The sequence below is a fragment of the Streptomyces shenzhenensis genome (genome assembly GCF_003688995.1).
GTDB lineage: Bacteria > Actinomycetota > Actinomycetes > Streptomycetales > Streptomycetaceae > Streptomyces > Streptomyces shenzhenensis_A.
Window position 1 is genome coordinate 66,819 of the sequence record NZ_PENI01000025.1, and the last position, 25,420, is coordinate 92,238.

Sequence of the window (25,420 nt, forward strand, 5' to 3'; positions counted from 1 at the left end):
CTCCCATGACCGGGAAGCCCGCTGGTCCCGTGGGCCGTGGCGGCGCCGGCCCCAGGAGGAGGAGAACCATGGCCAAGCGTGACGACATCAACATGGAGAAGACGGTCCAGGAGTGGGCGGACCGCCTCGTCAGCGAACAAGGCACGGCGATGGACAAGGACCACGCCCGCCAGTTCGTCCGCGGCGTCTACCGCTCGGCCCAGGACGACCTGCTCGACCGCAACGCACAGGCGGAGTACGAGCGGGAGGAGTGACGCCCGGGCCTCACGGGGGCGGTTCCAGGTGCTTTCCGGCACCCGGAACCGCCCCGCGCCGTGTCCCCGGCCGGTGTTCCGCGCGGGGCACGCCGGGGGCGGCTCAGTCGAGCGGAATCGGGGCCGACCGGGAGGGCACGGCGTCGAGGGCGGTGCGTGTCGCCTCGTCGAGTGCGACCGTGCCCGCCGCGATGTTCTCCTCCAGGTGGCCGGTGTCCGCGGTGCCGGGGATGAGGAGGACGTGCTCGGCGTGCCGCAGCAGCCAGGCCAGGCCGACCTGGGACGGAGTGCGGCCGAGGGACCGTGCCGCGGCGAGCACGGCCGGTTCCTCGGTCACCTTCGGCCTGCCCGGGAAGGCGCCGCCGAGCGGGAAGAACGGAACCCAGGCGATGCCCTCGGCGGCGCACAGCCGGAGCAGCTCCTCGTCGGCGCGGCTCACCAGGCTGTAGGCGTTCTGGACGCAGACGATGCCGGCCGGGAGGGCCCGGTGCAGCACGTCGTACGTGACGCCGCTCAGGCCGATCGCGCCGATCTTGCCCTCGTCGCGCAGCCCGGTCAGCACCGCGAGCTGGTCGTCCAGGTCGACCACCTGATCGCCCTCGGCCCGCAGCCCCGGGCCGGCGTCCAGGCGCCGCAGGTTCACGACCGGGACCCGGTCGACGCCGAGGGCGGTGAGGTTGGCCTCGACGCTCGCCCGCAGCTGCTCGGGCCGCTGTGCGGGGCGCAGCGGCAGGGGTCCGTCCGGATCGGGGTCGGCGCCGACCTTGCTCACGACGAGGACGTCGTCCTGCGGGCGGATCGCCTCGCGGATCAGGTCGTTGACGAATCCGTCGCCGTAGAACTGCGCGGTGTCGATGTGGTCGACGCCCAGTTCGACCGCGCGGCGCAGCAGCGCGACGCCGGCCTTGCGGTCGTCGTGCAGCCGCGACAGCTGCATGGCTCCGTAGCCGATACGGGACACGGTGCGGCCGGCCAGCGGGCCGGGGCCGCCTGGGCGCGGTGCGCCGGCGGCCGTGACGTCGGTGGAAGGGGTGTCGGCAGAGGTCATGGGAGAACCGTCCCCGTGAGATGATGGGAGAAGCGGAGGTTCCTCCGCTTGCCTGACCGTAACACAACCGGAGGTTCCTCCGCTTTGACTCCGCCGGATCAGGCGCCCACGGGCGCCCCAGCCGACCCGCCCGCTGGTCCCGACCGCCCGGTCCGCGCCGACGCGCGCCGCAACCGCGACAAGCTCGTCGCCGCCGCCAGGTCCGCCTTCGCGGCCAGTGACGACACCGTCGCGCTTGAGGCGATCGCACGTTCGGCCGACGTCGGCATCGGCACGCTCTACCGCCACTTCCCCACCCGTGAGGCCCTCGTCGAGGCCGTCTACGCCGCCGAACTCGACGACGTGGCCACGAGCGCGCCCGCCCTGCTCGACGCGTTCCCGCCCGAAGTCGCCCTGCGCGCCTGGATGGACCGCTACGCGGCGTTCGTCGCGACGAAGCGTGGCATGCTCGACACGCTCCGCGCGGGCTGGGCCTCGGGACGCATCGCGACCGCCACCACGCGGGAGCGCATCACCGCCGCGCTCGGCGCGATCCTCGCGGCCGGTGCGCGTGCGGGTTCCCTTCGGGCGGATGTGGCCCCGGAGGACGCGACCGTGATGGTGCTCGGTGTGTTCGTGGCCACGGCGGGTGACGATACGCCCGAGCGGACCGCCCGGCTGCTGGACCTCGTCGTCGACGCCCTGCGCCCGCGACCCGAGCCGGAGAGCTGACGGGGCCGGGCGGACTGGCCGCGGCGGCGGGTGTCGTGCGGACGTGGGCAAGGCTCCCGGCTGGGGGTGATCCTCGCGGCCGGTGCGCGTGCGGGTTCCCTTCGGGCGGATGTGGCTCCGGAGGACGCGACCGTGATGGTGCTCGGTGTGTTCGTGGCCACGGCGGGTGACGATACGCCCGAGCGGACCGCCCGGCTGCTGGACCTCGTCGTCGACGCCCTGCGCCCGCGACCCGAGCCGGAGAGCTGACGGGACCGGGCGTCGGTCGGGCTTCCCGGCGCGGGCTTCGGCAGCCGTTCACGAACCTGCGCGCGGTGCCCGGTCGGGGATCTGGATACCGTAGTGGGCGATCTTGCGGTACACGGTCGCGCGGCTCATGCCGAGCCGCTCCGCCGCCTGGGCCACGGTGATCGTGGGATCGGTCAGACAGCGCACTATCTCGTCCCGCTCCAGCCGCTCCAGGAGGCTGAGCCGGCGGCCCGGGTCGGCGAACACCTCGGCGGGCAGGTGCTGGACGTCGATGGTGTCCGTGCGGGACGCGGCCTCACGCACCGCGCGCCGCAACTGCCGTGCGTTCTCCGGCCACTGATGGTCCGTCAGGGCCCGGCCCGCGGCGGACGTGAACCCGATGGCCCGGCCGCGGTGGCGGCGCGCGAAGAGGTGCGCCAGCGGGAGGATGTCGTCCGGACGGAAACGCAGCGCCGGCACTTCCACCACGGCACCCACCAGGGACCGCACGGCTTCGGGGATCAGGTCGTACGCCTCGGCGGTGAGCACGAACGGCTGCGGCCGGGGCAGCGGTGTCGCGGCGGCCGGGCGACGAGCCGCCGCCAGCACCTCGGCGAGCCGGTCGGCCGCCCGTGCCGGGAGCGAGTCCACCGCCTCCAGCACCACACAGGTGTCGTCCTTGGCCAGCTCCGGAGCCCACAGGCTCAGCCACGGCTCGACGTCGGCGTCGCTCGGCGGCCGGACGCCGAGCAGCCGCTCCCGGGGCAGTGCCGCCCGCCGCGCGAGGCAGGCCAGCGCGGTCTTGCCCGCCCCCGGCTCGCCCACGACGGCGACCACGTCACCCGCGACCATGGCGGCCTCGGCCCGGTCGACCGCCTGCGTCCAGCACACCGACAGCGGCTCCGCCGCCTCCTGCTCCGCCGGGCCCGCGGACTGCACCCGGAACACCTCGCCGCGCGGCACGGAACGCTCCGGGCGCCCGCCTCCGCGCCCCCGGGCCTGCATGAGCGCCGCCGTGTTGCCCGCCGCGGCCTGCGCCAGCGCCAGCAGCAGCGCCGACGAGGCGTCGGACCAGGTGGTCAGATTGACGCTGCCTGCCACGTCACCCGTGGCCGGATCCAGTACCGGCACGGCGGCACAGGTGAATCCGCGCAGATCGGAGCAGTAGTGCTCGTCGGCCCGCACGAGGGAGGGCGCCCGGTCGGCCAGCGCGAGCCCGAGCCCGTTGGTGCCCACGTTCTGCTCGGCGTAGTAGAAACCGGGGGCCAGATGGACACGGTCCAGGGCACGGTCGAACGAGAGGTCGTCCGACATCCGGCACAGCACCAGCCCGTCACCGCCGGTGATCATCAGGCTCACCGGTTCGTCGGCCAGGGTCGCCCGCAGCCCCCGCAGCACCTCACGGCCGCACTCGAACAGCAGCGACTCCGTGTCGACGGAACCCGTGAACACGGGCTGTACATGGTCGGCCGCCACACCGTAGCGCCGGCTGCGCTGCCAGGACGCGCGCAACCGCGGAGCCAGGGCGTCGGTCCCGCCGTCGTCTCCCGGCGGGCCGGCGTGGAGGATCCGCGGCCCGCTCATCGCGCCGTCCACCGAAACTCGTCCATGGGAACCTCCACAGGCCGCGGCATTGCGTCTGCCCGATCAGCCTAGATCCGCCGGCCCGGAAGGGCACAGGACCGGGTGTCTCAAAGTGAGACACGCACCGTCTCCCCGCGCCGCGCCGCGCTGCCTAGCGTCCAGAACAGACCCGCCGGCACGGACATGGAGGCCGCACATGTATGCCAAGGACGGCGAAACCTACTTCATCGTGGACGCACACATAGCGCTCTGGGACGCCCGCCCGGAGAACCGGCTCAACATCCACGGCAAGCAGTTCATCGACTGCTTCTACGACTACCACCGCAACCTCAGCCCGGACTCCGAGCTGTGGTCGTACGAGGAGTTCCTGTACTACGGCGGCGAACGCCTGATGAAGGACCTGTTCACCGACGGCCACGTCGACCACGCCATCTTCCAGCCCGCCCGGCTCGGCGCCTTCTACCGCAACGGCTTCGGACAGACGGAGGAGGCGTTCGCCCTCGCCTCCCGGCACCCCGGCAAACTCACCTACAACCACTGCTGGGACCCCCGTTTCGCCGAGGACGGACTCGCCCGGCTGCGCCGCGACGCCGAACGTTTCCAGCTGAAGGGCGCCAAGCTGTACACCGCCGAGTGGTTCGGCGACTCCCGCGGCTACCGGCTCGACGACCCCTGGTCCTACCGCTGTCTGGAGGCCGCCCAGGAACTGGGCATCAGAAACATCCACATCCACAAGGGCCCCACCATCCGACCGCTGGACCGCGACGCGTTCGACGTGGCCGACGTCGACAAGGCGGCCACGGACTTCCCCGAACTGAACTTCGTCGTCGAGCACTGCGGGCTGCCCCGCCTCGAGGACTTCTGCTGGATCGCCACCCAGGAGCCGAACGTGCACGCCGGGCTGGCCGTCGCGATGCCGTTCATCCACTCCCGGCCCCGCTACTTCGCCCAGATCATCGGCGAGTTGCTGTACTGGCTGGACGAGAACCGCATCCAGTTCTCCAGCGACTACGCGCTCTGGACGCCCCGCTGGCTGGTGGAGCGGTTCGTCGACTTCCAGATCCCCGCGGACATGACCGAGTACCCGCCGCTCACCGTGGCGCAGAAGAAGAAGATCCTCGGCCTGAACGCCGCTGCCATGTACGACATCCCGGTGCCCGCCCAGTGCGCACTCGCCGAACCGGCGGGGGTGTGAGATGACACCCGACACCCTGGAACACCGGGCGCACCGGGCCCTGGACCGGGTCGTCGACCCGGAACTCGACGAGCCCGTCACCGACCTCGGCTTCGTCCGGTCGCTGACCGTGGACGGCGCGGGGCGGCTGACCCTCCACCTCCGGCTGCCCACCTCCTTCTGCGCGCCCAACTTCGCCTACCTCATGGCCTCCGACGCCAAGGACGCCCTGACCGCGCTGCCCGGTGTCACGGCGGTCACGGTGCTCCTCGACGACCACCACGACTCCGAGACCATCAACCGCGGTCTGGCCGCGGACGCCGGCTACCGCGTCACCTTCGGGCCCGAGGCCGAACAGGACCTGGCGGACCTGCGCCGCACCTTCCGGCGCAAGGCACACGCCGCGGCGATGGAACGGGCCCTGACCCGGCTGCTGCGCGCCCGCCCCGGCCTGTCCGAACAGGCGCTGTACGACATCGTGCTCGGCGACCTGCCCGACGACGACGTCACCCGCGCCCTGCTGCGCCGGCGCGCGGCGACCGGGCTCGGTGTCGCCCCCACCGACGCCGTCCTCGTGGACGACGCCGGACGCCGCCCGGCACCCGCGGACATCCCGCTGCGCCTGCGCCGCGCCCGGTCCACCCGGATCTCCATCGACGGCAACGCCCACTTCTGCCGCGGACTGCTGCGCACCCGCTACCCGGACGCGACGGCCGACCGGACACCCGGCGCCCGGGACGCCACCCGCCGCCGGCACGTCTCGTGAAGGCAGTACAGGTCGGCGGTGCCGTGGATCGAGGGGGAGACACCCGGGCTCGCCCACACGTACCAGGCGGTCAGGCCGACGCCGACTGCTCAGGGACGTAGTCCTCCGGTGGTGGCTCGGGAGGCTCAGGAGGCGGAGGGAAGAGCAGGTCCTCCAGTGCCTGCATCGCGAACATGAGAAGCAGCAGTGCTACAGGGACGAGCAGGGCTAGCAGGATCACGTGGCCTCCCAGAGGAGTAGTGATCAGGCCGGTGGCGTGTGCATGGATTCAGCCTGCGCCCGGACGGGTGACCGCGCACATCAGCGCGGCGGAACCCTAAGCCGTTCGGGTGAATGCCGGCTGTCCGGGTTCGTCCTCCGGTGCGTCGGGCGACCCTGACGCCCTTGGGACGGCGGGTCCGTCACCCGGATGCGCGGGCTAGCGCCGACGTACTCCGCCGACGACCGGAACACACGCCATGCCGCTCGGTGATCGCCGCGCCGGCCCGGCCGGCCGGGCGGTCTCAGCCGTGCTGCTCGTGTCCCCGCTGCTCGCCGATGCGGTCCGCCGGCCCGGCGGGGCGCGGTACCCGGTCCCGGACCCATGACTTCAGCAGCGGGGAGTGCAGGGCCGGCACCCACAGGTCGGCCCGCCCGGCGTGTGCCTGGGCCGGCTGCGGTCCCACCCCGAGCACCCGGAGCCCGGCCCGCCACGCGGACTCGACCCCCGTCAGGGAGTCCTCGACCGCCAGCGCGCGGTGCGGCCGGGCGCCGCACAGCCGTGCCGCCGTCGCGTACACGTCGGGCCAGGGCTTGGGCCGTACGACCCCTGGCGTGACCGCCGCCGGATCCGCGCCGGGCGCGTCGGGAGGCATCCCGGAGGGTACGACGATGTGCCGGAAGTGCCGGCGCAGTCTCGCTCGGGAGAGGCTTTCCTCCACGACCTCCAGGGGGCAGTTGCTGGCCACCGCGAGCGGCAGCCGGCCGGACAGCGACCGTACGAACTCGGCGGCCCCCGGCATGGTCACGGGATCGTCGGCGACGAGTTCCATGAAGTGTTCCAGCAGCGCCGTCGTCAGATCGCCGGTCAGCTCGGGCTTGTGCGCCTCCTCGGCCATCAGCCGGCCGCAGTCGATGTAGTGCACGCCCTTGGCCCGCTCCGCGAACCCGGGCGCGGGCCTCAGGCCGAAGGCGCGTAAGGCCCTGGTCCGGGCCTCCTGCCAGTGCCGTTCGGTGTCCATCAGGGTGCCGTCGCAGTCGAAGACGACGGCGTCGGGGGACCAGTCGAGTAGGGGAGATGCCTGGGTGGTCACAGTGGCTCCTGCGGGAGGGGCGGCCCTGCTCGTGGCGGACCGCGGTTCGGGCGAGTGCTGCGGTTCCCCGTGCCGGACGCGCGCCGACCGCGTGCGTCCGTCGGTGTCGTCGTACGGACGGAACAGCCCGGACTCATGTCATTCCGTCGCAAAGGGGAAACATCGCGGTCGCTACGCTATTTTCGGTTCGGAGCCCGAGGCAATCACTACTTCGAGTGCTCGACAATTGCCGCAGTCAGGGTGTAAGTGTGATCGAATGCGTGGTGCTCGGTCGCCGTTCCGCTGGTCCGTCAACCCTGCATATATGCGGCCGAGTTGAGGCATATGCGGGAGGCAAGGCGCAAGGGGCGTGACCGGGTGGCGAAAAGTCGTGCCGCCGCCAGGAACCGCGCCGGACCGGGCCCGGAATCACCCGTAAGTATTCAGCTTCGAAAGAATTGAGCAATTACCGCGCACGATAGGCATGAATTGCCCCCGGCGTGCGCGGGCGCACTACATTCTCCATCATCACGGGAATGTTGAGCGAAAGTGGACAGCATTGCAGGAACGGGCCAGGGCAACCCGCAGATCACTCCTGGAGGCAGCGGCCTGCCTCTTCGCCGAACAGGGATACACCGGTACCAGCGTCAACGACATAAGTGCCAGGTCCGGTCGGACCAGCGGCTCCGTCTATTTCCACTACGCCAGCAAGGAGGGGATCGCCCTCGCCGTCGTCCGGGACCGGTTCGCCACCTGGCCGGGGCTCGCCGCGCGGTACACGGACCGCGCCGTACCGCCCCTCGAACGCCTCGTCACCCTCAGCTATGAGATCGCCCGGGCCCTGGCCGAGGACCCGCTCACGCGCGCGGGCGCACGCCTGTGGGCCGAGCGTGACACCATCGACGCCCCGCTGCCCGACCCCTTCGCCCTGTGGACCGCCGCCGCCACGCGCCTCCTCGCCCAGGCCCGGTCCGCCGGCCAGCTCGCGCAGCACGTACGCCCCGCCGCCACCGCACGCACCCTGGTCCGGGCCTTCTTCGGCCTCTGCACCCTCACCGAGGCCCTGGAGGGCCCGCACACCGTCACCGACCGCCTCACCGACTGGTGGCATCTGACCCTGCTCTCCCTCCAGGGGGACGCGGATCCGACGGGAGTGGTCGGCAAGGCACGCGCGGAGGCGGCACGGAAGCCGCCGGCTCCGCCGGATGTGCCGGAGCCGATGGAGTGAGGCCCCGGAAGCCGCCGGTCCGGCCGTCGGCCGTACCCGCCGGTGCGGCAGTGCCCGGTCACCCGCTGCCCGTGCCGGCGCGTGGCCGGCGGGCCTGCCTGCTCGATTCGCCGCCGGGCGGCTCCGGCCTGCCGCTGGGCGCAGTGCGCGGGGAGCCCCGCACGGCGGCCGAGACCTTCCTCTGCCCGGGTGATGGGGCGACGGCAGCCCGCCCGGCCGCGGCAGACGAGGATCGGTCAGGTCGTGGTGGTCACCGGCTGATTCATGTCGACGTCGTCGACCATCCGCCGCACGAACTGACGGCTGAGCGCCCGGGCTCGCCCCCGTGGGGGCACCGTCATGGCCCTCGGCCGCGCGGCGGTGATCGGGTGCGGATGTCACCGAGGGTTCCCCGGTAAGTTCCTGGCGCTTGACGCCACCGTCCCCGCACGGAACTGGGATGTGGCCGAGCGCGGCGCCGGCTTGACGTGCGGCACCGCAGGCGCCGTACGTCAGGAGAAGCATGTCTGTCACAGCCGAGACGCCGAGACGCGCAACGCGTCGCGGAAAGCAGGGAGTCGGACGAGGCATCGCGCTCGGGACCGCGCTGGCCCTGATCGCCCTCGTCCCGCCGGCCGCCGCGAGCGCGCGGGCCGCCGCCCCGGCCACCAGCACGATCGCCTGGACCACGCAGAACGTGGCTCCCGGCGTCCAGGTCCGCACCGGGGTGCTGCACAACCCCGACGCCGCCGGCGTCTGGACGGTCACCGTCCAGGCACCGGCCGTCAACCGCCTCACCGGCGCCGCCACTTGGGCACCTCTCGGCGACCGCGACTGGGCCGACGCCACCGCCGGACGGCTGCGGGCCGCCGGATTCGAACCGCGGCTCGAGCGCGTGGAGTGGGACCGGTACGCCGACACCCCGCGCGGCACGATGGGCTGGCAGGTCAGGATCGGCCGGTACGCCACCCAGGCCGAGGCCGGCACGCTCAACTCGACGGTGTCGGCGGCCGGTTTCCGTACGTCCGTCGAGTGGACGGGCTACGACGGACGGCAGAGCGCCGACGCGGAACGCATCCACGTCGCCGTCGTCGACCCGGCCCGGCTGCGGGGCACGATCGAGGTCAGCGACGGCGGTGACGTCGCCGACCGCGAGAAGACCTCCACGGTGGCCGCCCGGCTCGGCTCCCTGGTCGGCGTCAACGGCGGATTCTTCATCACCTCCGACGCGGACGGCGTCCAGGGCACGATGGCCGGCCTGTCCGCGGTGGACGGCCGACTGGAGTCGATGGCCGTCGGCTCCCGCGCGGCACTGATCCTCGGCGACGGCGGACGGCGCCCGCGCGTCGCGGACCTGTCCACCACCGTCACCGTGCGTGCCGGCGCCGCCGACCACGCGGTGCAGGGCATCAACCGGGTCCCGGGCAAGCTGCGCAACTGCGGCCGTCCCGGTGCCGTGCCCACCGAGCTGCCCCGGCACGACACCACCTGCACGCTCGCGAACGACCTGGTGAAGTTCACCCCGTCCTTCCACGCGCCCCTGCCCACCGGCGCGGGCGTCCAGGTGGTCCTGGACAAGCGCGGTGTCGTCGTCTCCCGTGGCGACCGGGGCGGCGCCGTGCCCGCGGAAGGCTCCGTCCTGCAGGGCACCGGGCAGGCGGCGGCCTGGCTGACCGAGCACGCCGACGCCGGCCGGCGGCTGACGCTGCGCGAGGTCGTCAGGGACGCCTCGGGGCGCCAGGTCAGGCTCGGCCCCGACGACAGCATCGTCAGCGCGGCGCCCACCCTGGTCGAGGACGGCCGCGTGCACATCGACGCCGCCACCGAGGGCACCCTGGACCCGCTGGACCTCTCCTTCGGGTTCGCCTGGTCCAATGTGCGCCAGCCCCGCACCCTGGCCGGCGTCGACCGTCGCGGACGGCTCCTGCTGGTGACCGTGGACGGCCGTCAGCCCGGCGTCAGCGAGGGCTTCACGCTCGCCGAGGCCGCCGACTTCATGCGTTCCCTCGGCGCCGTACAGGCCCTCAACCTCGACGGCGGCGGCTCCACGGCGATGGCGGTCGACGGCGCCCTCGTGAACACCACGTCCGACGCGAGCGGCGAGCGCGCCGTCGGTGACACGATCCAGGTCCTGCCGCGCACCGGCAGGGGCTGATCCCGACCGACCCGGGGCGGCACTCCGCCGGCGGCTGCGACTGAGCCGGGCCGGCGGGGTGCCGCCCCGCCGTTCTGCCGGCGGAGCCTGTCGGAGGCATGTGCTTGGATGCCCGGCATGGACGACTCACCCAGCATGTGGATCACCGCCGTTCCACCGTTCGGCCCGGAGGGGACCGGCGTGCTCCTCTCCGTCGACGTGGCGTCCGAGGACCCCGGCGAGCGCATGGTCTCCGTGCTCCTGAACCGGGGGCACGAGGGCGAGGAGGGCGTCTTCTACCTGCTGCCGTTCGATCTGTCGGCCCGCTACGTACGCAGCGGCGACCGGCTGTCGGTCAGTGTCCGGGCCTCCCGGCAGGTGCTCGCCGCCGATCTGGCCGACCGCACCGACACCCTGCACGAGCAACTCGCCGGCCTCGCCACGGACCCGGCGGACGACGACCGGGTCACCTTGCTGCGCCGGGCGCTCGTCACCGACTTCGTACCCCCCGAACGGGACGGCGTGAAACAGCCGGTGCTCCTCGTCGACCACGCCGGCCCGGCCACCCTCGCGGAACTGTTCGCCCGGTTCCACGAGGGCGAGGCCGGCTTCGCGGTCCTGTACGCCGACTGACGGCGGCCGGCCGGTGCCGTGTTACGCCGCGGCCAGGGCGGACGCCTCGGCCGCGATCAGGGCGGCGCGGTCGCCGGACAGCCCCGACCGGCCGGCGTGCCGCTCGGCCCACTTGGCGAGCTGCTTGTAGTCGGCGCGGCCGAGCATGCCGGTCAGCTTGGCGACGACCTGGTCCTTGGCGCCCGAGGTCAGGATCAGATGGGCCAGACCGGTCCGGGACGCCTCGACGGTGAAGACCGACGTGGCCGTGGTGGTGCCGCCGGGACCGGTGGCCTCGGCGCGCAGGGTGTGCTCACCGGCGGCGAGCCCGGCGAGGCCGAGGGGCTTGCCGGCGGTGACGGGGCCGCCGTCCAGGGTGAGGGTGACCTTGTCGGCACCGGTGGCCTGCACCGCGGCGACCGGGGCCTGTGCGCGGTCGAGCCGGGCGGCGGCCGCCGGGGAGGTGATGCTCACGGCCGGCGCGTCCGGGGTCTCGTTCTGCCGCTGCAGCCAGGCGGCGTTCCAGCCGGACAGCTCGGCCGGACGGTTGGTGATGATGCCGTCCACTCCGGCGGCCTCCAGCGCGCGCCAGCGGGCCGCGCTGTCCACCGTCCAGACGTTCACCGCGACCCCCGCCGCGTGCAGGTCCTGCACCACGCCGAGCCGCTTGGACAGGCCGCCGTCCGACGGGTTGTAGGCCGAGAGGTGCAGCTCCTTGGCGATGGCCACCGGGTCGGCGTCCAGGGCGTCCCGCAGCAGACCCAGCGGCAGCTCGGGAGCCAGCTCGTAGGTGTACCGCAACGCACTGACCTCGAAGCTCTGCACGAACACCCGGTCGGTCATGCCATGGTCACGGATGGTCTTGACGATCGTGGCGACCTCGTCCCGGGTGTGGGCGCCCTTGATCTCCAGCAACATGGCGCCGCCGCGGCTCTTCAGATCCTCCAACTGGGCGGCCAGCGTGGGAATGCGCGTGCCCTTGTAGACGGGCGCGAACCACGAACCGGCGTCCAGCGCGTCCAGTTGAGCGGACGTCAGGCTCCGGATGAGGCCGATGCCGTCGGTGGTCCGGTCCACCGTGCCGTCGTGCAGGACGTACGGGACGCCGTCCTTGCTCGGCTGGACGTCGTTCTCGATGTACTCGGCTCCGCCGCGCCGGGCGATCTCGTCCGAGACCAGGGTGTTCTCCGGGGCGGCCGAGGAGGCGCCGCGGTGCGCGATCACGGTCAGCGGGGAACCCGCGGGACGGAGGTGGCTCTCGGCCGGCAGCTCGGTCACCTTCAGGTCGTCGAAGGACACGGTCGCGCCGTTGACGACCAGAGCCTCCACGCCGCGCGCCGAGCGGGCGAGCTTGGTGGTCCGCATGGCCTCGGTGCCGTTGAAGTACCAGCGCGCCTTGGCGCCGTGCACCTCGACGGCCATCCGTACGTCGCGACCGGTGCCGGCGGCCGACGGCGCGGCGGCGGTGTCGGTGACGTTCCAGGTGTTGGCGGTGGTGCGCTGGGCGAACTCCAGGCCGTTGGTGGCGGTCGTGCCGCTGCGCATGGTGGCGATCTGCCAGGGCACGGCGCCGTCGGCGGGGACGTCCAGGCCCATCGCGGTCCAGCGGGCCGAGTCGTTCACGGACTCGAACCGCGCGGTCACCTCGATCCGGAAGTCGGTGAGGTGTTCGCCGAACGTGATGCGGCTCTGCTGGCCGGAGTTGGCCGAAGTGCCGTACAGCCGGCCGTTCTTGACCTGCCAGGAACCCTCCACGGCGGTGAACCCCGCGGGCAGGGCGGTGCCGGAGAAGTCCTCGGCCAGCACCGTCCGGTTCTCCGGGGTGGTGGCTTCGGACGCGGTCGGGTCGGCGCCGGCCGGGGTGACGACGACCCCGAGGACGAGGGCGGCGGAGCTGAGCAGGGCCGCCGAGAAGGTGGTGAGCGATCTGTTCGACATGAGCGGAAGGTAAGATTTCTTGCTCAACTCTTACTGAAATACAGCGGAACTCTGTCCAGCGGCAAGGGGATCACGAGGCACGCCACCGCCGTACGTGCCGAGGTGCGGGGGTGCCGGTGGTGCGGGACCATGAGAACGGTGAAGCGCAGTACCGAACTCATGCCGGATTCCGCGCGATCGGTGGCGCGGCGCCGTACGGCGCCCTGGCTGTGCGCCGACGACTGGGGACGGCTGCTGATCAGACTGACCTTCGGCGTGCTGTTGGTCGGCCACGGCTGCCAGAAACTCTTCGGGCTGTTCGGCGGGCCGGGCCTGACGGCCACCGGCACGTACTTCGACGGCCTCGGCTACCGCCCCGGCAAGGTCTTCGCCCTGATCGGCGGGCTCTCCGAGTTCTTCGGCGGCCTCGGCCTGGCCGCCGGGCTGTTCACCCCGCTCGCGGCCGCCGCCCTCGTCGGCGTGATGATCAACGCCATGGTGACCGTCAGCGGTGCCCATGGCCTGTGGGACCAGAACGGCGGGATCGAGTACGGCATCTGCGTCGCCGTCGTCGCCGTGGCCATCGCCGCCCTCGGCCCGGGACGGCTGGCCCTCGACCGGTTCTTCCCCTGGCGGGACGGCGGCTGGCCCGAAGCGGCCGTCGCCCTCGGCCTCGGTGGCATCGGGGCCGCGGTCGCGCTGAGTCTCTGAGCCGTCCCGTCGCGTTGCCGGCTCACGCGGTGGTGCTCCGGTACACGTCGTCGGTGTTCGGGCGTGGCGCGGGCCGATGCCGTGCCGCCGGGCCCTGGGCGAAGCCACGGAGGAGGTTCTCCGTGGTGCGGGTGACGAAGTCGCGGGTGCGGGTGTCCATGCCGTGGTCGCGGCCGCCGTCCGGGGTGCCCGCCATGAGCCCTTCCACCCAGCGCATGGTGCCGGTGGCGAAGACGCCCGCACCGCCGGCGGCCGTGTAGTAGGCGGAGTCGCTGTGGCTGGGGCGGCCGTTGCACACGAGCGGGGAGTGTGCCGTGATCTCCAGTGGCGCGGGCACCGACGGGTCGGGCGTGACCCGGTCGTACTCGACGCCGACGAGGTGCGCGAACCCGTCGCCTGCGCGTACGCCGGTGCCCTCGTACAGCCAGTGGTCGGCGGTGTGCACGACGTACGGCGCGTCGGTGGGGTAGCCCTCGTACAGCACTCCGGTCAGGGACGACTCGGGGTCGGGCGCCGGGGCCAGCCGGAAGTCGGTCGTCGCCAGGGCGGGGTGGGTCGCGTAGTACGGGTCGCTGCGGACCGCGGACTTGTAGCAGACCACGGTGCGGTCGGCCGCGGTGTCACCCTGTTCGAGGCGGACGCGCCGGAAGCAGGTGTTGGCGCCGAGGAAGGCGATATTGGTGCCGGAGTCGCGGGCCCGGGTGAGGTGGTCGCGCTGTTGCGGGGTCCAGTACTCGTCGTGGCCGAGGGCGACCACCGTCGTCGCGCCGCGCAGGACCCCCGGGTCGCGGTGCACGTCGGTGCCGGTGGTGTAGGCGAGCGGGATGCCGAGCCGTTCGGCCAGGACCACCGCCGCGCGCTCGTACACGAGGAACTTCTCCGCGCCGTCGCCGTCGTAGGGGCGGTCGAAGCTGACGACCAGGGAGCGGGTGGCGTACGCGCCGGAGGAGCCGTTGTAGAGGCTGTAGCCGCCCCACCGGTTGTAGGCCTGCCAGGTGGCGGGGGCGTGCATGAGGACGGTACGGCCGGTCGCGCGGGTGGAGCGGACGATCAGCGGGAGGTAGCGCTGGTGGCCGGTGTCCGCGTCCAGCCGCAGCAGGTACGCGCCTTCCGGCCAGCCGGACGTGTCACAGGTGAGGGTGCGGGGCCAGTCGGCGCGCACGGTGCGGGTGTCGGGCAGGAAACGGGGTGCGGGGCGAGCACGGCCCGGCACCCGCCCGGACGACCAGACGAGCCGGGCCTGGGCGCCGCCGTACCAGCCGATCCGGAAGGCCGAGACGCGGAAGGACGCGGCGGTCGTCGACACATGCAGTGCGCACTCCTCGCCGGGTGTCACGCTGGACCGGTCCGCGTAGCCGACGATGGCGTCGGCGGGGCCGCGCGACCGGATGCGCCACTCGGGTGTTCCGGGGCGGTCCCGCTCCGCTTCGGCCCGGTGCGCGGCGGGCGTGGGGCGCGGCGCGGGAGCGGACCGGGTGCACGCGGCGGCCGTCACCGAGGAGAGCCCGAGCCCCGCGCACATACCGAGGAAGCGCCGGCGGTCCGGTCCGGCCGCGGGAGGTGTCCGCTCGTCCGCGCCGTGTCTGTCGGAGTTCACATCTCCTCCCGCCGGTCGGCTCGCGTTCCCGCTCCATGGGGCCAGGCTGACACGGGATGCGCGCTCGCGCGCCCCGTCGCGGCACCGGAGACACGGCCGGACCGGTCGGGCAGCGCGGCACACACCGCTGACGGCGGCCCGGTCACGGACGTTCGTCGGTACGGTGCCCGGGTACGGGCGGGCGCCGGGGGAGGACTGAGCGGCCGGTGCCTGCCGCCGGGGCTTCCGGGCGTCCCGGAACGGCGGCCGGCACCGGCCGGGGGGTCAGCGGTGGCTGCCGGAGGGCACCGTGAACGTCGGGCGTCCCGCGGGCAGTTCCACCGTGTACTGGCGCAGATAGGTGTCCAGGAACGGGGAACGGCCGCCGCCGGTGGCGACGTCGTCGGCCGGATCGTCCAGGGCCAGCCTCAGCCGCGCGCCCTTGACCGAGATCGTCTCGCCCGAGGGTGTGTCACGCCAGGAGCCGGTCCGGATGGAGCCGATCTCCACGGCCAGGACATGCCCGGCCGCGAGGGTCCAGTCGGTCGCCTTGAGGTCGACGGTCAGCCGGCCCGAGTCCAGCAGGGAGACCTGCTCGTCGAACATGACGGCGGTGCCGTCCGGGGCGACGTCGTACAGCTTGAGCATGATGTTGCCCGCGCCCTTGGCGGTCAGCGATACCTGTGGGGTGCCGGTGACGCGTACGGCCTTGCGGACCGGCTCGGACCACACGAAGAAGCTCGATGTGACCGCACCGGACTCCTGGAGCTTCGCCGCGGTGTCGGTCAGGGCCCTCGGAGCGGCCGGCTCGATCGTGGGCGCGTTCTCCATGTCCCAGTCGCCCGACGGCTGAGCGAGCGCGTTCGCCGTCGGACCGCCGGCCGCGGCCAGCGCCGCGCGGGCGGAGGCGCCGCCGTCGTCCACGTACGAGCCGCCGCCGAGCGGCAGGGTGGCGGACCGCTCCACGACCGGCCAGGTCCGCTGGCTGCGCCAGGCGCCGGTGGAGTCCTCGACGGAGTAGGCCGGGTAGCGCACCTTCGGCTTGATGCCCTTGAGGTACTGGTCGTAGAAGGACAGCGTCTCGTCGTACCAGCCCTCGCGGCCCATCGCCAGGCGCCCGTCGCCGGTGCGGTCGCCGCCGCGCACATGGTCCCACTGGCCGAGCCAACCGCGCTCGGGGCCCACGTGGTTGTCGAGGTACTCCTGCATCTCCTCGGGCTTGGTGTTGTTCTCGATGAAGCCCTGGGTGACGAAGAGCGGGGTGTCGGAACCCCTGGCCATCCTCGCCAGATCACGGGACGTCCAGTGCTCGTCCCGCTGGTCGGCGATCCGGTACCCGGCCGAGTTCTGCGTCAGGCACTCCGGGTGGGCGTCCTCCCACCGAGCGTTGGCCCGGTAGCGGGCGTCGTCGTCCGCCAACGGGGCGATCGTGGCGATGGAGTTGTAGGCGTTCGCGGTGCCGGTCACGTTCGGGCGGGGCACGCCGTTGGAGTAGATGTACTGGTACATGTCCCACACGGGTTCCTGGGCGACGACGGCCTTGAGCGCCTTCTGGTCCAGGTTGTTGCCGATGAGGCCCGTGACGGCGTCGTAGGACTTGCCGTACATGCCGACCGCGCCGGTGGACCACGGCTGGCGCGCGGCCCAGTCGACCGCCGCCCTGACGTCGGCCTGTTCGCCGGGTCCTGCCCAGTCGAGGCAGCCGGTGGAGCCGCCGAAGCCGCGCAGGTCCACCATGACGAAGGCATAGCCGCGGGCGAACAGATCGGTCCCCTCGACGAAGTCCTGGAAGCGGGAGGAGGGACCGGCGTGTGTCCAGCCCTCGGGGCCGGTCTGCCCGGAGTGCCCGAAGTACGGGCCGATCGACAGGATCACGGGTACCTTCGCGCCCTTGCGCAGCCCCTCGGGCAGCAGGACGTCGGCGTGCAGTTCGGTGCCGGAGCGGTCCGAGGACGGGAAGTAGTGCTGCGTCCAGGCCGAGCCCTCCGGGACGCGGTCGTTCTCCGCGTGGGTGACGGGGTCGGTGGCGGTGGCCACTGCCGTCCGGGCCTGCGCCGTGGCATCGGGCGCCGCGCCGGCGGGGTGGGTGAGCGCGCCGGTCAACGCCAGGGTGGTGACGAGGGTGGAGGCGGCCCAGGCGGCCGCGCGACGTCTCTTCACATGCTCCTCCGGAGTGCTGGGCTACGGGATGGTGCAGGTGGTGCCGGTCGAGCGGCGCCCGCCGGCCCGCCGGGCCGGAGGCGATGGCCGGGAAGCCTATGATCATCACAGGAACGCGTCAACGCCCCTGTGTGTCCGCTGTGTTACCGCTTCGGCGGCGGACGGGCGGCCTGTTCGGCGCGCGCTCCCTGGCCCGCCGCGAGAGCACGTGCCGGCCCTCAGCGGCGGTGGTTTCACCGATGACTGACGGGCCGTCAGCGCCACCGGGTCCGGTCCGGATCAAGTCCGGGGCGGGGACAGCGGATTGGGGTAGGGTGCATCACATTCGGTTTGGTTCTTGCCCGAGGAGGGGTTCCGTGGCACGGCAAGAGCGTGCGGTACGGACCCGTCGTGCTGTTGTCGAGGCCGCGGCCTCGGTCTTCGCCGAGCGCGGCTACGCGGCGGCGACCATCGCGGAGATCCTGGAACGGGCCGGGGTGACGAAGGGGGCCCTGTACTTCCACTTCGACTCCAAGGAGGCCCTGGCCCGTGGAGTGATCGAGGAGCAGACCACCCGCGACCACCGCGTGCCACGCGAACCGAAGCTGCAGGAGTGGGTGGACACCGGGATGTCGCTGGCCCACCAGATTCCCCGGGACGTCATCCTGCAGGCGGGCATCCGCCTCTCCGGCGACCTACAGGGACGCGCCCTGTTCGGCAGCGCCTGGCCGGCCTGGATCGAGCGGTCGACCGCGCTGCTGGCCGAGGCCCGGGAACGGGGCGAGGTGCTGCCGCACGTCGAGCCCGCGCAGACCGCCGAGTGCTTCTTCGGGGCCTGGCTGGGCACGCAGGCGTTCTCCGAGGCGAGCTCCCGGTGGAGCGATCTGAGCGAGCGGGTCTGCGTCCTCTACGCCCATATGCTGCCGGCCATCGCCACACCCGCGGCACTGGTCAGGCTGGACACCGGGCCCGACCGCGGCGCCCGCGTCGTACGCGAGGCCGAGGCCGAACGCGCCCGCCGGGCCGCCCCGGTGACCGCCGAGGTCTGACGCCCCGCCCCCCGCACCCGCCGTGGGCGACGCCGTAGGGCATACCGCACGTGCCGTTTCTTGTCCGGGGCCGGAGGCCGGCGTTCCGGTGCCTGAGCCGTGTGCCGACCGGGGCACCGGCAGCACCACCGCGCCGCGGACGACCGGGCCGGGAGGAAGCGGTGCGTCACCGCGGCCGCGCCTCGGCCGCGCCCGGCGTCCCGGGTGTGTCCGTGCGGTCCGGTGCCAGGGGCGGGAGCGTCGTTCCGGTCGCCGCCGGTGTGCGGCCCGTCGTCAGGGTGCGGATCTGGCGGCTGCACAGGGCCGCCGCCGTGACGACGGTGACCAGGACGGCACCGGCCAGGAGCGTGCTGCCGGTGCCCAGGCGGTGGGCCAGTGGGCCGGCGGCCATCTCGCCCAGCGGGAGGGCCACGAAGGAGCCCAGCGCGTCGTAGGCGTACACCCGGGCCAGCCGGTCGTGCGGGATGTTCTCCTGCAACGAGACGTCCCAGGCCACCCCGAACTGCTCCATGGCCAGTCCGCTGGCGAACATCGCGATGCCCAGCAGCAGGGCGTGCGGTGCCTGGGCCAGGACCACCAGCGGCACCGCCTCCACCGCCGTCAGCGCCACGCCGAGCAGCAGCGCGTGGCGGACCCGGGAGCGGGCGGCGAGGACCCCGCCGACCAGGGCCCCGGCCATCTGGGCGGCCAGCACCGTGCCCCACAGCCCGCGGCCGAAGGTGTCGTCGGCGATGCCCGGGCCGAGCACCTGCACACCGCCCGCGATCACCGCGTTGACCACCATGAACTGCAGGACGACGAGCCACACCCAGCGGCGGGCGGTGAACTCCCGCCAGCCCTCCCGGAGTTCGCGCAGCGGACGGACCCGCTCGCCGGGCGCGGCCCGCCCGGTCGCCCCGGGCACCGTCACGCCCAGGAAGCACACCGCCGCGCCGCTGAACGCCACCGCGTTGCCGGCCAGGCCCCAGCCGGGACCGAAGACCGCCGCCACGATGCCGGCCAGCGACGCGCCCGCGATGGCGCCCAGGTTGGTGCCCATCCGCATCACGGCGTTGGCCGGGCGGATCAGCGTGGACGGCACGGTCTGCGGGGTCAGCGCCGCGGACGCCGGCAACGACATGGCGGCCAGGGCGCCGTTGAGGACACTGAGCAGGATGAGCAGCGGGATCGACGTCGCCTCCAGCAGCACGCTCGCGGCGATGGCCGCCTGCACCGCTGCCGCGGCCAGCGCCGAGCCCTGGAGCACCAGGGCGCGCCGCACCCGGTCCGCGACCACCCCGCCGACCAGCAGCAGCGCCACGTTGGCGAGCGAGCGCGCGCCGACCACCAGGCCCAGATCGGTCGTCGAGCCGGTGGTGTCGAGCACGGCGAAGGCGAGGGCGACCGGGGCCATCGCGTTGGCGAAGTACACCAGCAGCCGGCCGGCCGCCAGGCGGCGGAAGGGCCGGTGCGCCAACGGCGCCCACGGACCCCCTCGCGCCCGCCCGTCCCGTTCCCCCGCGTCCGCCATGCCGCCGGCCGTTCCCTTCCCTGGCGCCCCCACCGGGGGAGCGTACCGTCGATGCGGCGACGGGCGGACCGGGCCCCGGTGGGCCCTCGCCGCACGGCTGCCTCCGTGCGACGAGGAGGGGCAGCACCACGTCGGCCGGGTCGTGGCCCGCCCCGGTGTACGCCGAGGCGCTCCTCTACGGGTTCGGCTTCGAGGACCACACCGCGCTCACCCGGGAGAACGTCGCGAGTGGGCCGTCAGCGCGGCGATGTCGGCGCTCATCGTCGCGGAGTCGCATTCGTCCGCGGGCCGGGCGGAATCGCCGAGGCCGCGCAGGTCCGGGACGACGACGGTGTGCTGCGGTGTCAGCCTCGGGAGGAGGTGGCGCCAGTGGCAGCCGGTCTTGGGCAGGCCGTGCAGGAGCACGACCGCCGGCCCGGGGTGGTGCAGGTGTGTGCCGTTGACCGTGGCACGGCCCGTGCGGACGGGTTCTCCACGGTGGTCGAACATCATTGCCTTGCTGGTCCTTCCAGGTGTGCGACGGCGGGAGTCGTCGGGGCCGGGGGTGGTCACCGGGTGGTCGGCGGGTCGGCCGGACGGCCCGTGTCGTCCTGGACGCGCGCTTCGATGAACAGGCCGTCCGGCCGGTCCGGGGCCTGGCCGGGGGAGCGCAGTACGACGTGGTCCGGGTAGAGCCGGCCGAGCAGGGCCAGTACGACGAGGTCGTCCTGGCCGGTGGCGTCCACGGTGAGGCCGCCGCCCCGGGCCGACACCAGCCCGGGCGCCCGCAGGACGGCCCACGCGTCCACGGTGCCGTCGGCGGCGGGGGCTTCCGCGGCGGTTGTCCTGCGCTGGGCGAAGCGGTGGCCGCGCAGGGCCTGGCCGAGGTCGACGCGGGCGGTGGTGCCGTCGTGGGTCACCTCGATACGGGCGGTACGGGTTCCGTCGACGGCCGGGCCGGTGACGACACGGGCGGTGAGCGGCCCCGGTGCCGCGGTGGCGGGCGGCAGCTGTTCGGCCGGTGTGCGGGGCGCGGCGTAGTAGTCCCGCAGTTCGGCGACGTACGCGGCGGTGCCTGCGGCGGCGGGATCGGGGCGCCAGGTCAGCAGGTGGCCCGGGGCGGTGCGGGGCGGTCCGGCCACGACGGCGGGCAGGACGGTGCCGCCGTCGGTGTCGAACCCGTAGCCGGCGGGGCCCGGGGCGCCGGTGACGACGTGGCGGGCGAAGTCCACGATGCTGCTGTGCCGGATCCGGCGGACGAGAAGTTCGGTGAGGAAGCGGTCGCGGGCCTGCTCGGTGTGGCGCAGCCCGGCCGGAGTGACCAGGAGCGGCACCTCGCGCCAGTCGGCGAACGGCAGCAGGGCGTCGCGCAGCAGGACGATCTGGTGCAGCCACTCGTTGTAGAGCTGCATCGCCACCGTGTCGCCGGCCTGGTCCAGGAGCAGCCGGGCCGCGGGGTGGGTGAGCAGATGGCCGTAGCAGTGGCTGCGGACGACGAGGGGACCCGCGGGCGGGGGCGTGCGACGGGTGCGCAGCCGGTCGAGGGCCTCGGCCGTCCAGGAGGCCAGCTCGCCGCCGATGGACTCGGCCTGCGCGCCCAGTTCACGGGCCGCGGAGGCACTCTCGGGGCCGATGGCCAGCGGCAGGGAGGTCTCCCGGGTGCCGAGGCCGAGCGTCGCGTGGATCTGGGCACGCAGCACGTCGAAGTCGGGGTGCCGGAGGGCGTCGACGGTGCCTTGCAGCAGCGGTTCGACGCCGGTGAAGAACGTACGGGCGGTCATGCTGCCGGTCGCCGGGAAGGTGTTCCACCGGCTGCCGCCGAGAGCGGGTGCGGCCGGGGGCTGTGCGGGGAGCATGGGTCCTCCGAATTTTCTGGATCACTCGTTACAGATTGTGGGCAGGAAAAAGCCGGCTGCGGGGTCGGCCGCGGACCGGGAGAGGTCAGTCGAGGACCGTCAGCGCGACGTCCACGAGGGGTTCGAGGGCGCGGATGTCCGGGGTGATCTTCGAGGAGACCAGCAGGCCGTTGAGGAAGGTGACGAGGAAGGCGGCCAGGGTGTACGGGTCGTGCCGCGGCGCGAGTTCGCCCCGCTCGGCCGCCGTGCGCAGCGCGTCGGTGAGCGCTTCCTGACTGGCGCTGAGGACGTCACGCACGAGGCGGCCGGTCGCCCGGTCGTCCGGCAGACGTTCGCAGGCGGCGTTCACCAGCAGGCAGCCCCGGCCGCCGTGGTCGACGGCGATCCGGATCCGTTCGACGAGCATCGTGCGGATCGCCGACCGGGTGTCGGCCCCCTCGTCGAGGCTGCGCAGGGCGGCCGCCGCGAGTGTGGCCCGGTAGTGCTCGAGCGCGGCCCGGTACAGGCCGTCCTTGTCGCCGAACGCGGCATACAGGGACCCCTGTCCGATGCCCAGATGGGCTGTCAGGTCGCGCACCGAGGTCGCCTCGTAACCGCGCGTCCAGAACAGTTCCATCGCGCGGCTCACCACCGCCTCGGTGTCGAATTCCCGGGTCCGTGCCATGTGCTCACCCTAACTTATCTGGATCGCTCGCTCAAGAAAGCCTCGTGATCACGGGCATACGGGCGCTTCAGACGGTCTCCGGCGCGCTTTCGGCGGTGGTGCGGCGCTCGGTGAGCCAGTACAGGAGCGCCAGCAGCGGCAGGGCCGCGCCGAGGGCGCTCACCGCGCCCCAGCCGCCGGCGTGGTAGGCGACGGAGCCGAGCTGGGAGCCGAGGGCGCCGCCGAGGAAGAACGTGGCGATGAACGCCGAGTTCAGGCGGGCCCGGGCGTGCGGGTCGAGCTGGTAGACGGTGTGCTGGCCGAGGATCAGGCTGGTCTGCACGGCCATGTCCACGAGGACGGCGGCCAGGGCGATGAACACGATGCTGTGCTGACCGAACCCCGCGATGGCGAAGGCCGCCGCGGCGACGGCGAACGAGCCGACGGTCACGGGCCGGACAAGACCGCGGTCCGCCCAGCGCCCGGCGAGCGGCGCGATGGCCGCCCCGGCCGCTCCGACCAGCGCGAAGATGCCGATGCCGACGGCCGAGTAGTGGAACCGCGGTCCGGTCAGGAGGTAGGAGACGGTGGTCCAGAAGGCGCTGAAGGAGCCGAACATCGCCGCCTGGTACAGGCCGCGGCGCAGCAGCGCCGGATGGGTGCGCACCAGCGCGGCGGTGGAGCGCAGCACATGGTGGTACGGCACGGAGATGGTGGGCGCCTGCTGCGGCAGGGTCACCCGCAGGGCCACCGCCAGCACCGCCATCAGGGCCGCGGAGCCGAGGTAGACGACGCGCCAGCCGGCCACGTCGGAGACCAGGCTGCTCAGCGTCCGGGACAGCAGGATGCCGGTGAGCAGGCCGCTCATCACCCGGCCCACGATCCGGCCGCGCGCATGGTCGGGGGCCAGGCTCGCGGCGAACGGCACCAGTATCTGGGCGACGACGGACGTGGCACCGCTGACCAGGGAGGCGACCAGCAGCATGGGGAACCCGGTCGCGAGGCCCGCCGCCAGCAGGGCGACGGTGGTCACCGCGAGCAGCACGGTGACCAGGGTGCGCTTCTCCAGCCGGTCGCCGAGCGGGACCAGGAAGAGCATGCCGATGACGTAGCCGATCTGGGTGAGCGTGATCAGCAGGCCGGCGGTGGACTCGCTGACCTGGAACACGTCGCGCAGCTCCGAGAGCAGGGGCTGGGCGTAGTACAGGTTGGCGACGGTCATGCCGGTGGCGACGGCCAGCAGGGCGACCAGCCGGCCCGGCACGCCAAGGGAGGCGGAGGCGGTGGCGGTGCGGCGCTGCGTGGTCAGATCGGGAGACGGGGACACGGTGCCTTCTTCGCGGGGACGGGCCGGGGCCCGGCATGGATCTGGTGGTGCGGCAGCTTCGTCGATGCCCTCGGCGTTCCCAGCGCTCGGCGCCCCTCATTGCTTCCCTGCTGTCGGCGATGAATCCGGATGACGGTCATCTCATCCAGAGATGGCCTGCTGCCGGCCGTCCGATGGAAGGTGTCGACGGCGGCGGATCGAGGGGTGCGTCGCCGCTCTGCGCGGCCGGTGCCCGCGAGCAGCCAGTCGTGCGCGGACCCGGGCGTCGGCTCCGGCTGCCGGCCCCGTCCAGCGCGTCGCCGGGGTGCGGTGGCCGGCCCCGGCGCAGCTGCACGGGCCGGTCGTCGGGGCGTGCAGCCGGGCGAAGGCCGGCGTCTGCTCCGGGGCGGGGCCGGCACCGCCGCCTCCAGGAACGCCGCCACCGCCGGGGCCGGCTGCACGGCCGAGGAGTCGCGTGCGGCCGGGCGGCGGGCGGCGGGCGGTGCGCTCGATGCCGGTCCGGCTGACGGCCTGAGCCGTCCGCCACGCCTCCTCGTCCGCTCGCGGTCAGTGGCCGTGCAGGGCCTTGTGCAGGGCTCGTACGGCCAGATGGCGGGCGACGCGCGCGGCATGGGTGTCGCGCAGGCTGTCCAGCATCATGAAGTCGTGCACCATGCCGGCCACGCGGACCGCGGTGACGTCCACCCCCGCCTCGCGCAGCCTGTTGGCGTACTCCTCGCCCTCGTCCCGCAGGATGTCCGCCTCGCCGGTGATGACGAGCGTGGTGGGCAGGCCCCTGAGCTGATCGAGGCCCGCCCGGAGCGGCGCGGCGTGCGGCTCGGTCCGCTGGGCGGGCTTGGCGTACTGGTCCCAGAACCAGATCATGCTGTCGCGGGTGAGGTGGTAGCCCTCCGCGAACTGCCCGTAGGACGGCGTGTCGAAGCCGGCGTCGGTGACGGGGTACAGCAGGACCTGCGCCTTGAGGCCGAGGCCGCCGCGCTCCTTGTCCATCAGCGCGAACACGGCCGCCATGCAGCCGCCTGCCGAGTCCCCGGCCACGGCCACCCGGCCCGGGTCGAGGTCGTGCTCGGCCCCGTGCTCGGCGAGCCATCGGCCGACCGCGTAGTTCTGCTCGACCTGGGTGGGGTACTTCGCCTCGGGGGCGCGGTCGTAGACCGGGAAGACGCCCGCGGCATCCGCCCCGACGCTGAGTTCGCGGAAGAGCCGGTCGTGCGTCTGGTCGTCGCCGAGCACCCACCCGGCGCCGTGGATGAAGAAGACCACGGGCAGTGTGCCGGTGGCCTCCCGGGGCCGGATGATCCTGGTGCGCACCCGCCCCCACTTCCCGGCGTCGACGGTCACCCACTCCTCGTCGACCTCCGGCCGCCGTACACCCTCGCCGCCCTGCAGCCCGTTCAGGATGTCGCGCCCCTTCTCCGGCGGCACCTCGTGGATGCGGGGGTGCGCGTCGGCGGCCTCCGCCAGCTTCCTCGCGGCGGGTTCGAGGTACGGCGTGACGGGCGGGGTGATGGCGGACATGATTCCTCCGGTTCGGGCGGCCCCGGCGGGTACGGGTGCGGACCGCGCCCGTCGCCCCGAGCGCGCTGGATCCACTCAAGGCGCACCCGCCCCACGCGGCAACCGGGCACCGCTGCCGGCCGCGCCCGCCCTGGGCGGCGTGTCCGCCATCCGGGCGAGAGCTCCGAGGAGCGCACAGCGGGGGCATCAGACCGGTGCCTCCAGGC

General features: G+C 73.4%; 21 protein-coding genes and 1 pseudogene. 10 read left to right on the plus strand and 12 right to left on the minus strand.

The features are described from left to right. Positions 1 to 68: 68 nt before the first annotated feature. Positions 69 to 254, plus strand: a complete 186-nt coding sequence (locus CTZ28_RS31505; RefSeq protein WP_121893124.1) for a hypothetical protein — start codon at positions 69 to 71, stop codon at positions 252 to 254. 103 nt (positions 255 to 357) lie between these two features. Here the strand turns inward: CTZ28_RS31505 and CTZ28_RS31510 are convergent, their stop codons facing one another. After that, complete coding sequence (locus CTZ28_RS31510; RefSeq protein ID WP_121893125.1) at positions 358 to 1,302, minus strand: aldo/keto reductase; 945 nt, start codon at positions 1,300 to 1,302, stop codon at positions 358 to 360. 84 nt (positions 1,303 to 1,386) lie between these two features. Between CTZ28_RS31510 and CTZ28_RS31515 the strand changes: the two genes are divergently transcribed. Continuing rightward, the gene (locus tag CTZ28_RS31515) at positions 1,387 to 2,013 is read left to right on the plus strand and encodes a TetR/AcrR family transcriptional regulator (protein WP_121893126.1); all 627 of its coding nucleotides are present in this window, start codon (positions 1,387 to 1,389) and stop codon (positions 2,011 to 2,013) included. A 30-nt stretch (positions 2,014 to 2,043) separates the two neighbouring features. Next, on the plus strand, positions 2,044 to 2,262 hold the full coding sequence (locus tag CTZ28_RS31520; protein WP_398657123.1) for an SbtR family transcriptional regulator: 219 nt from the start codon (positions 2,044 to 2,046) through the stop codon (positions 2,260 to 2,262). 48 nt (positions 2,263 to 2,310) lie between these two features. On the opposite strand, the gene CTZ28_RS31525 is transcribed toward CTZ28_RS31520, so the two are convergent. Then, on the minus strand, positions 2,311 to 3,825 hold the full coding sequence (locus tag CTZ28_RS31525; protein WP_121893184.1) for an AAA-type ATPase lid domain-containing protein: 1,515 nt from the start codon (positions 3,823 to 3,825) through the stop codon (positions 2,311 to 2,313). A gap of 196 nt (positions 3,826 to 4,021) precedes the next feature. Between CTZ28_RS31525 and CTZ28_RS31530 the strand changes: the two genes are divergently transcribed. Together CTZ28_RS31530 and CTZ28_RS31535 are read left to right on the plus strand one after the other, a co-directional pair. Continuing rightward, positions 4,022 to 5,020, plus strand: a complete 999-nt coding sequence (locus CTZ28_RS31530; RefSeq protein WP_121893127.1) for an amidohydrolase family protein — start codon at positions 4,022 to 4,024, stop codon at positions 5,018 to 5,020. Between the two features lies 1 nt (position 5,021). After that, positions 5,022 to 5,765: an iron-sulfur cluster assembly protein gene (locus CTZ28_RS31535; RefSeq protein ID WP_121893128.1), complete on the plus strand. Its 744-nt coding sequence runs from the start codon at positions 5,022 to 5,024 to the stop codon at positions 5,763 to 5,765. Positions 5,766 to 6,268: 503 nt separating this feature from the next. Here CTZ28_RS31535 and CTZ28_RS31540 read toward each other — a convergent pair. Then, positions 6,269 to 7,057: an HAD family hydrolase gene (locus CTZ28_RS31540; RefSeq protein WP_121893129.1), complete on the minus strand. Its 789-nt coding sequence runs from the start codon at positions 7,055 to 7,057 to the stop codon at positions 6,269 to 6,271. A 538-nt stretch (positions 7,058 to 7,595) separates the two neighbouring features. Between CTZ28_RS31540 and CTZ28_RS31545 the strand changes: the two genes are divergently transcribed. The 3 genes from CTZ28_RS31545 (at position 7,596) to CTZ28_RS31555 (ending at position 11,010) form a co-directional block, all read left to right on the plus strand. Further along, entirely contained in the window at positions 7,596 to 8,264 is a 669-nt protein-coding gene (locus CTZ28_RS31545; protein WP_121893130.1) for a ScbR family autoregulator-binding transcription factor, read from the plus strand. A 502-nt stretch (positions 8,265 to 8,766) separates the two neighbouring features. Further along, the gene (locus CTZ28_RS31550; protein ID WP_121893131.1) at positions 8,767 to 10,398 is read left to right on the plus strand and encodes a phosphodiester glycosidase family protein; all 1,632 of its coding nucleotides are present in this window, start codon (positions 8,767 to 8,769) and stop codon (positions 10,396 to 10,398) included. A gap of 117 nt (positions 10,399 to 10,515) precedes the next feature. Then, positions 10,516 to 11,010, plus strand: a complete 495-nt coding sequence (locus CTZ28_RS31555) for a hypothetical protein (protein WP_121893132.1) — start codon at positions 10,516 to 10,518, stop codon at positions 11,008 to 11,010. Positions 11,011 to 11,031: 21 nt separating this feature from the next. Here CTZ28_RS31555 and CTZ28_RS31560 read toward each other — a convergent pair whose 3' ends face one another. After that, the gene (locus CTZ28_RS31560) at positions 11,032 to 12,927 is read right to left on the minus strand and encodes a glycerophosphodiester phosphodiesterase (protein WP_121893133.1); all 1,896 of its coding nucleotides are present in this window, start codon (positions 12,925 to 12,927) and stop codon (positions 11,032 to 11,034) included. Positions 12,928 to 13,086: 159 nt separating this feature from the next. On the opposite strand from CTZ28_RS31560, the gene CTZ28_RS31565 reads away from it, so the two are divergent. Beyond that, positions 13,087 to 13,617 carry a DoxX family protein gene (locus tag CTZ28_RS31565; protein ID WP_259471913.1) on the plus strand — a complete coding sequence of 177 codons (531 nt, stop codon included), beginning with the start codon at positions 13,087 to 13,089 and terminating at the stop codon, positions 13,615 to 13,617. A gap of 22 nt (positions 13,618 to 13,639) precedes the next feature. Here the strand turns inward: CTZ28_RS31565 and CTZ28_RS31570 are convergent, their stop codons facing one another. Together CTZ28_RS31570 and CTZ28_RS31575 are read right to left on the minus strand one after the other, a co-directional pair. Next, positions 13,640 to 15,139 (minus strand): N,N-dimethylformamidase beta subunit family domain-containing protein, encoded by a 1,500-nt coding sequence (locus CTZ28_RS31570; protein WP_259471914.1) that lies wholly within the window; start codon positions 15,137 to 15,139, stop codon positions 13,640 to 13,642. Positions 15,140 to 15,478: 339 nt separating this feature from the next. Continuing rightward, positions 15,479 to 17,353: a CocE/NonD family hydrolase gene (locus CTZ28_RS31575; protein ID WP_121893135.1), complete on the minus strand. Its 1,875-nt coding sequence runs from the start codon at positions 17,351 to 17,353 to the stop codon at positions 15,479 to 15,481. Between the two features lie 356 nt (positions 17,354 to 17,709). Between CTZ28_RS31575 and CTZ28_RS31580 the strand changes: the two genes are divergently transcribed. Continuing rightward, complete coding sequence (locus tag CTZ28_RS31580) at positions 17,710 to 18,381, plus strand: ScbR family autoregulator-binding transcription factor (protein ID WP_121893136.1); 672 nt, start codon at positions 17,710 to 17,712, stop codon at positions 18,379 to 18,381. A 166-nt stretch (positions 18,382 to 18,547) separates the two neighbouring features. Here the strand turns inward: CTZ28_RS31580 and CTZ28_RS31585 are convergent, their stop codons facing one another. From CTZ28_RS31585 to CTZ28_RS31610, 6 genes and pseudogenes are all read right to left on the minus strand, one after another. After that, positions 18,548 to 19,891 (minus strand): MFS transporter, encoded by a 1,344-nt coding sequence (locus tag CTZ28_RS31585; protein ID WP_121893137.1) that lies wholly within the window; start codon positions 19,889 to 19,891, stop codon positions 18,548 to 18,550. Positions 19,892 to 20,119: 228 nt separating this feature from the next. Continuing rightward, a pseudogene (locus CTZ28_RS31590) lies at positions 20,120 to 20,383 on the minus strand (alpha/beta fold hydrolase); the annotation flags it as partial. Positions 20,384 to 20,439: 56 nt separating this feature from the next. Further along, on the minus strand, positions 20,440 to 21,726 hold the full coding sequence (locus CTZ28_RS31595) for a hypothetical protein (RefSeq protein ID WP_259471907.1): 1,287 nt from the start codon (positions 21,724 to 21,726) through the stop codon (positions 20,440 to 20,442). A gap of 85 nt (positions 21,727 to 21,811) precedes the next feature. Beyond that, entirely contained in the window at positions 21,812 to 22,390 is a 579-nt protein-coding gene (locus tag CTZ28_RS31600) for a TetR/AcrR family transcriptional regulator (RefSeq protein WP_121893138.1), read from the minus strand. A gap of 67 nt (positions 22,391 to 22,457) precedes the next feature. After that, entirely contained in the window at positions 22,458 to 23,633 is a 1,176-nt protein-coding gene (locus CTZ28_RS31605) for an MFS transporter (RefSeq protein ID WP_220795458.1), read from the minus strand. A 609-nt stretch (positions 23,634 to 24,242) separates the two neighbouring features. After that, positions 24,243 to 25,214, minus strand: a complete 972-nt coding sequence (locus tag CTZ28_RS31610) for an alpha/beta hydrolase (RefSeq protein ID WP_121893140.1) — start codon at positions 25,212 to 25,214, stop codon at positions 24,243 to 24,245. Positions 25,215 to 25,420 lie beyond the last annotated feature (206 nt).

What these genes read in the sequence shown, in the direction of transcription:
- CTZ28_RS31505 (WP_121893124.1), top strand. Translation starts at nt 69, where the DNA reads ATGGCCAAGCGTGACGACATCAACATGGAGAAGACGGTCCAGGAGTGG.
- CTZ28_RS31510 (WP_121893125.1), bottom strand. Translation starts at nt 1,302, where the DNA reads ATGACCTCTGCCGACACCCCTTCCACCGACGTCACGGCCGCCGGCGCA.
- CTZ28_RS31525 (WP_121893184.1), bottom strand. Translation starts at nt 3,825, where the DNA reads ATGAGCGGGCCGCGGATCCTCCACGCCGGCCCGCCGGGAGACGACGGC.
- CTZ28_RS31530 (WP_121893127.1), top strand. Translation starts at nt 4,022, where the DNA reads ATGTATGCCAAGGACGGCGAAACCTACTTCATCGTGGACGCACACATA.
- CTZ28_RS31535 (WP_121893128.1), top strand. Translation starts at nt 5,022, where the DNA reads ATGACACCCGACACCCTGGAACACCGGGCGCACCGGGCCCTGGACCGG.
- CTZ28_RS31550 (WP_121893131.1), top strand. Translation starts at nt 8,767, where the DNA reads ATGTCTGTCACAGCCGAGACGCCGAGACGCGCAACGCGTCGCGGAAAG.
- CTZ28_RS31555 (WP_121893132.1), top strand. Translation starts at nt 10,516, where the DNA reads ATGGACGACTCACCCAGCATGTGGATCACCGCCGTTCCACCGTTCGGC.
- CTZ28_RS31560 (WP_121893133.1), bottom strand. Translation starts at nt 12,927, where the DNA reads ATGTCGAACAGATCGCTCACCACCTTCTCGGCGGCCCTGCTCAGCTCC.
- CTZ28_RS31565 (WP_259471913.1), top strand. Translation starts at nt 13,087, where the DNA reads ATGCCGGATTCCGCGCGATCGGTGGCGCGGCGCCGTACGGCGCCCTGG.
- CTZ28_RS31570 (WP_259471914.1), bottom strand. Translation starts at nt 15,139, where the DNA reads ATGTGCGCGGGGCTCGGGCTCTCCTCGGTGACGGCCGCCGCGTGCACC.
- CTZ28_RS31585 (WP_121893137.1), bottom strand. Translation starts at nt 19,891, where the DNA reads ATGGCGGACGCGGGGGAACGGGACGGGCGGGCGCGAGGGGGTCCGTGG.
- CTZ28_RS31595 (WP_259471907.1), bottom strand. Translation starts at nt 21,726, where the DNA reads ATGCTCCCCGCACAGCCCCCGGCCGCACCCGCTCTCGGCGGCAGCCGG.
- CTZ28_RS31600 (WP_121893138.1), bottom strand. Translation starts at nt 22,390, where the DNA reads ATGGCACGGACCCGGGAATTCGACACCGAGGCGGTGGTGAGCCGCGCG.
- CTZ28_RS31610 (WP_121893140.1), bottom strand. Translation starts at nt 25,214, where the DNA reads ATGTCCGCCATCACCCCGCCCGTCACGCCGTACCTCGAACCCGCCGCG.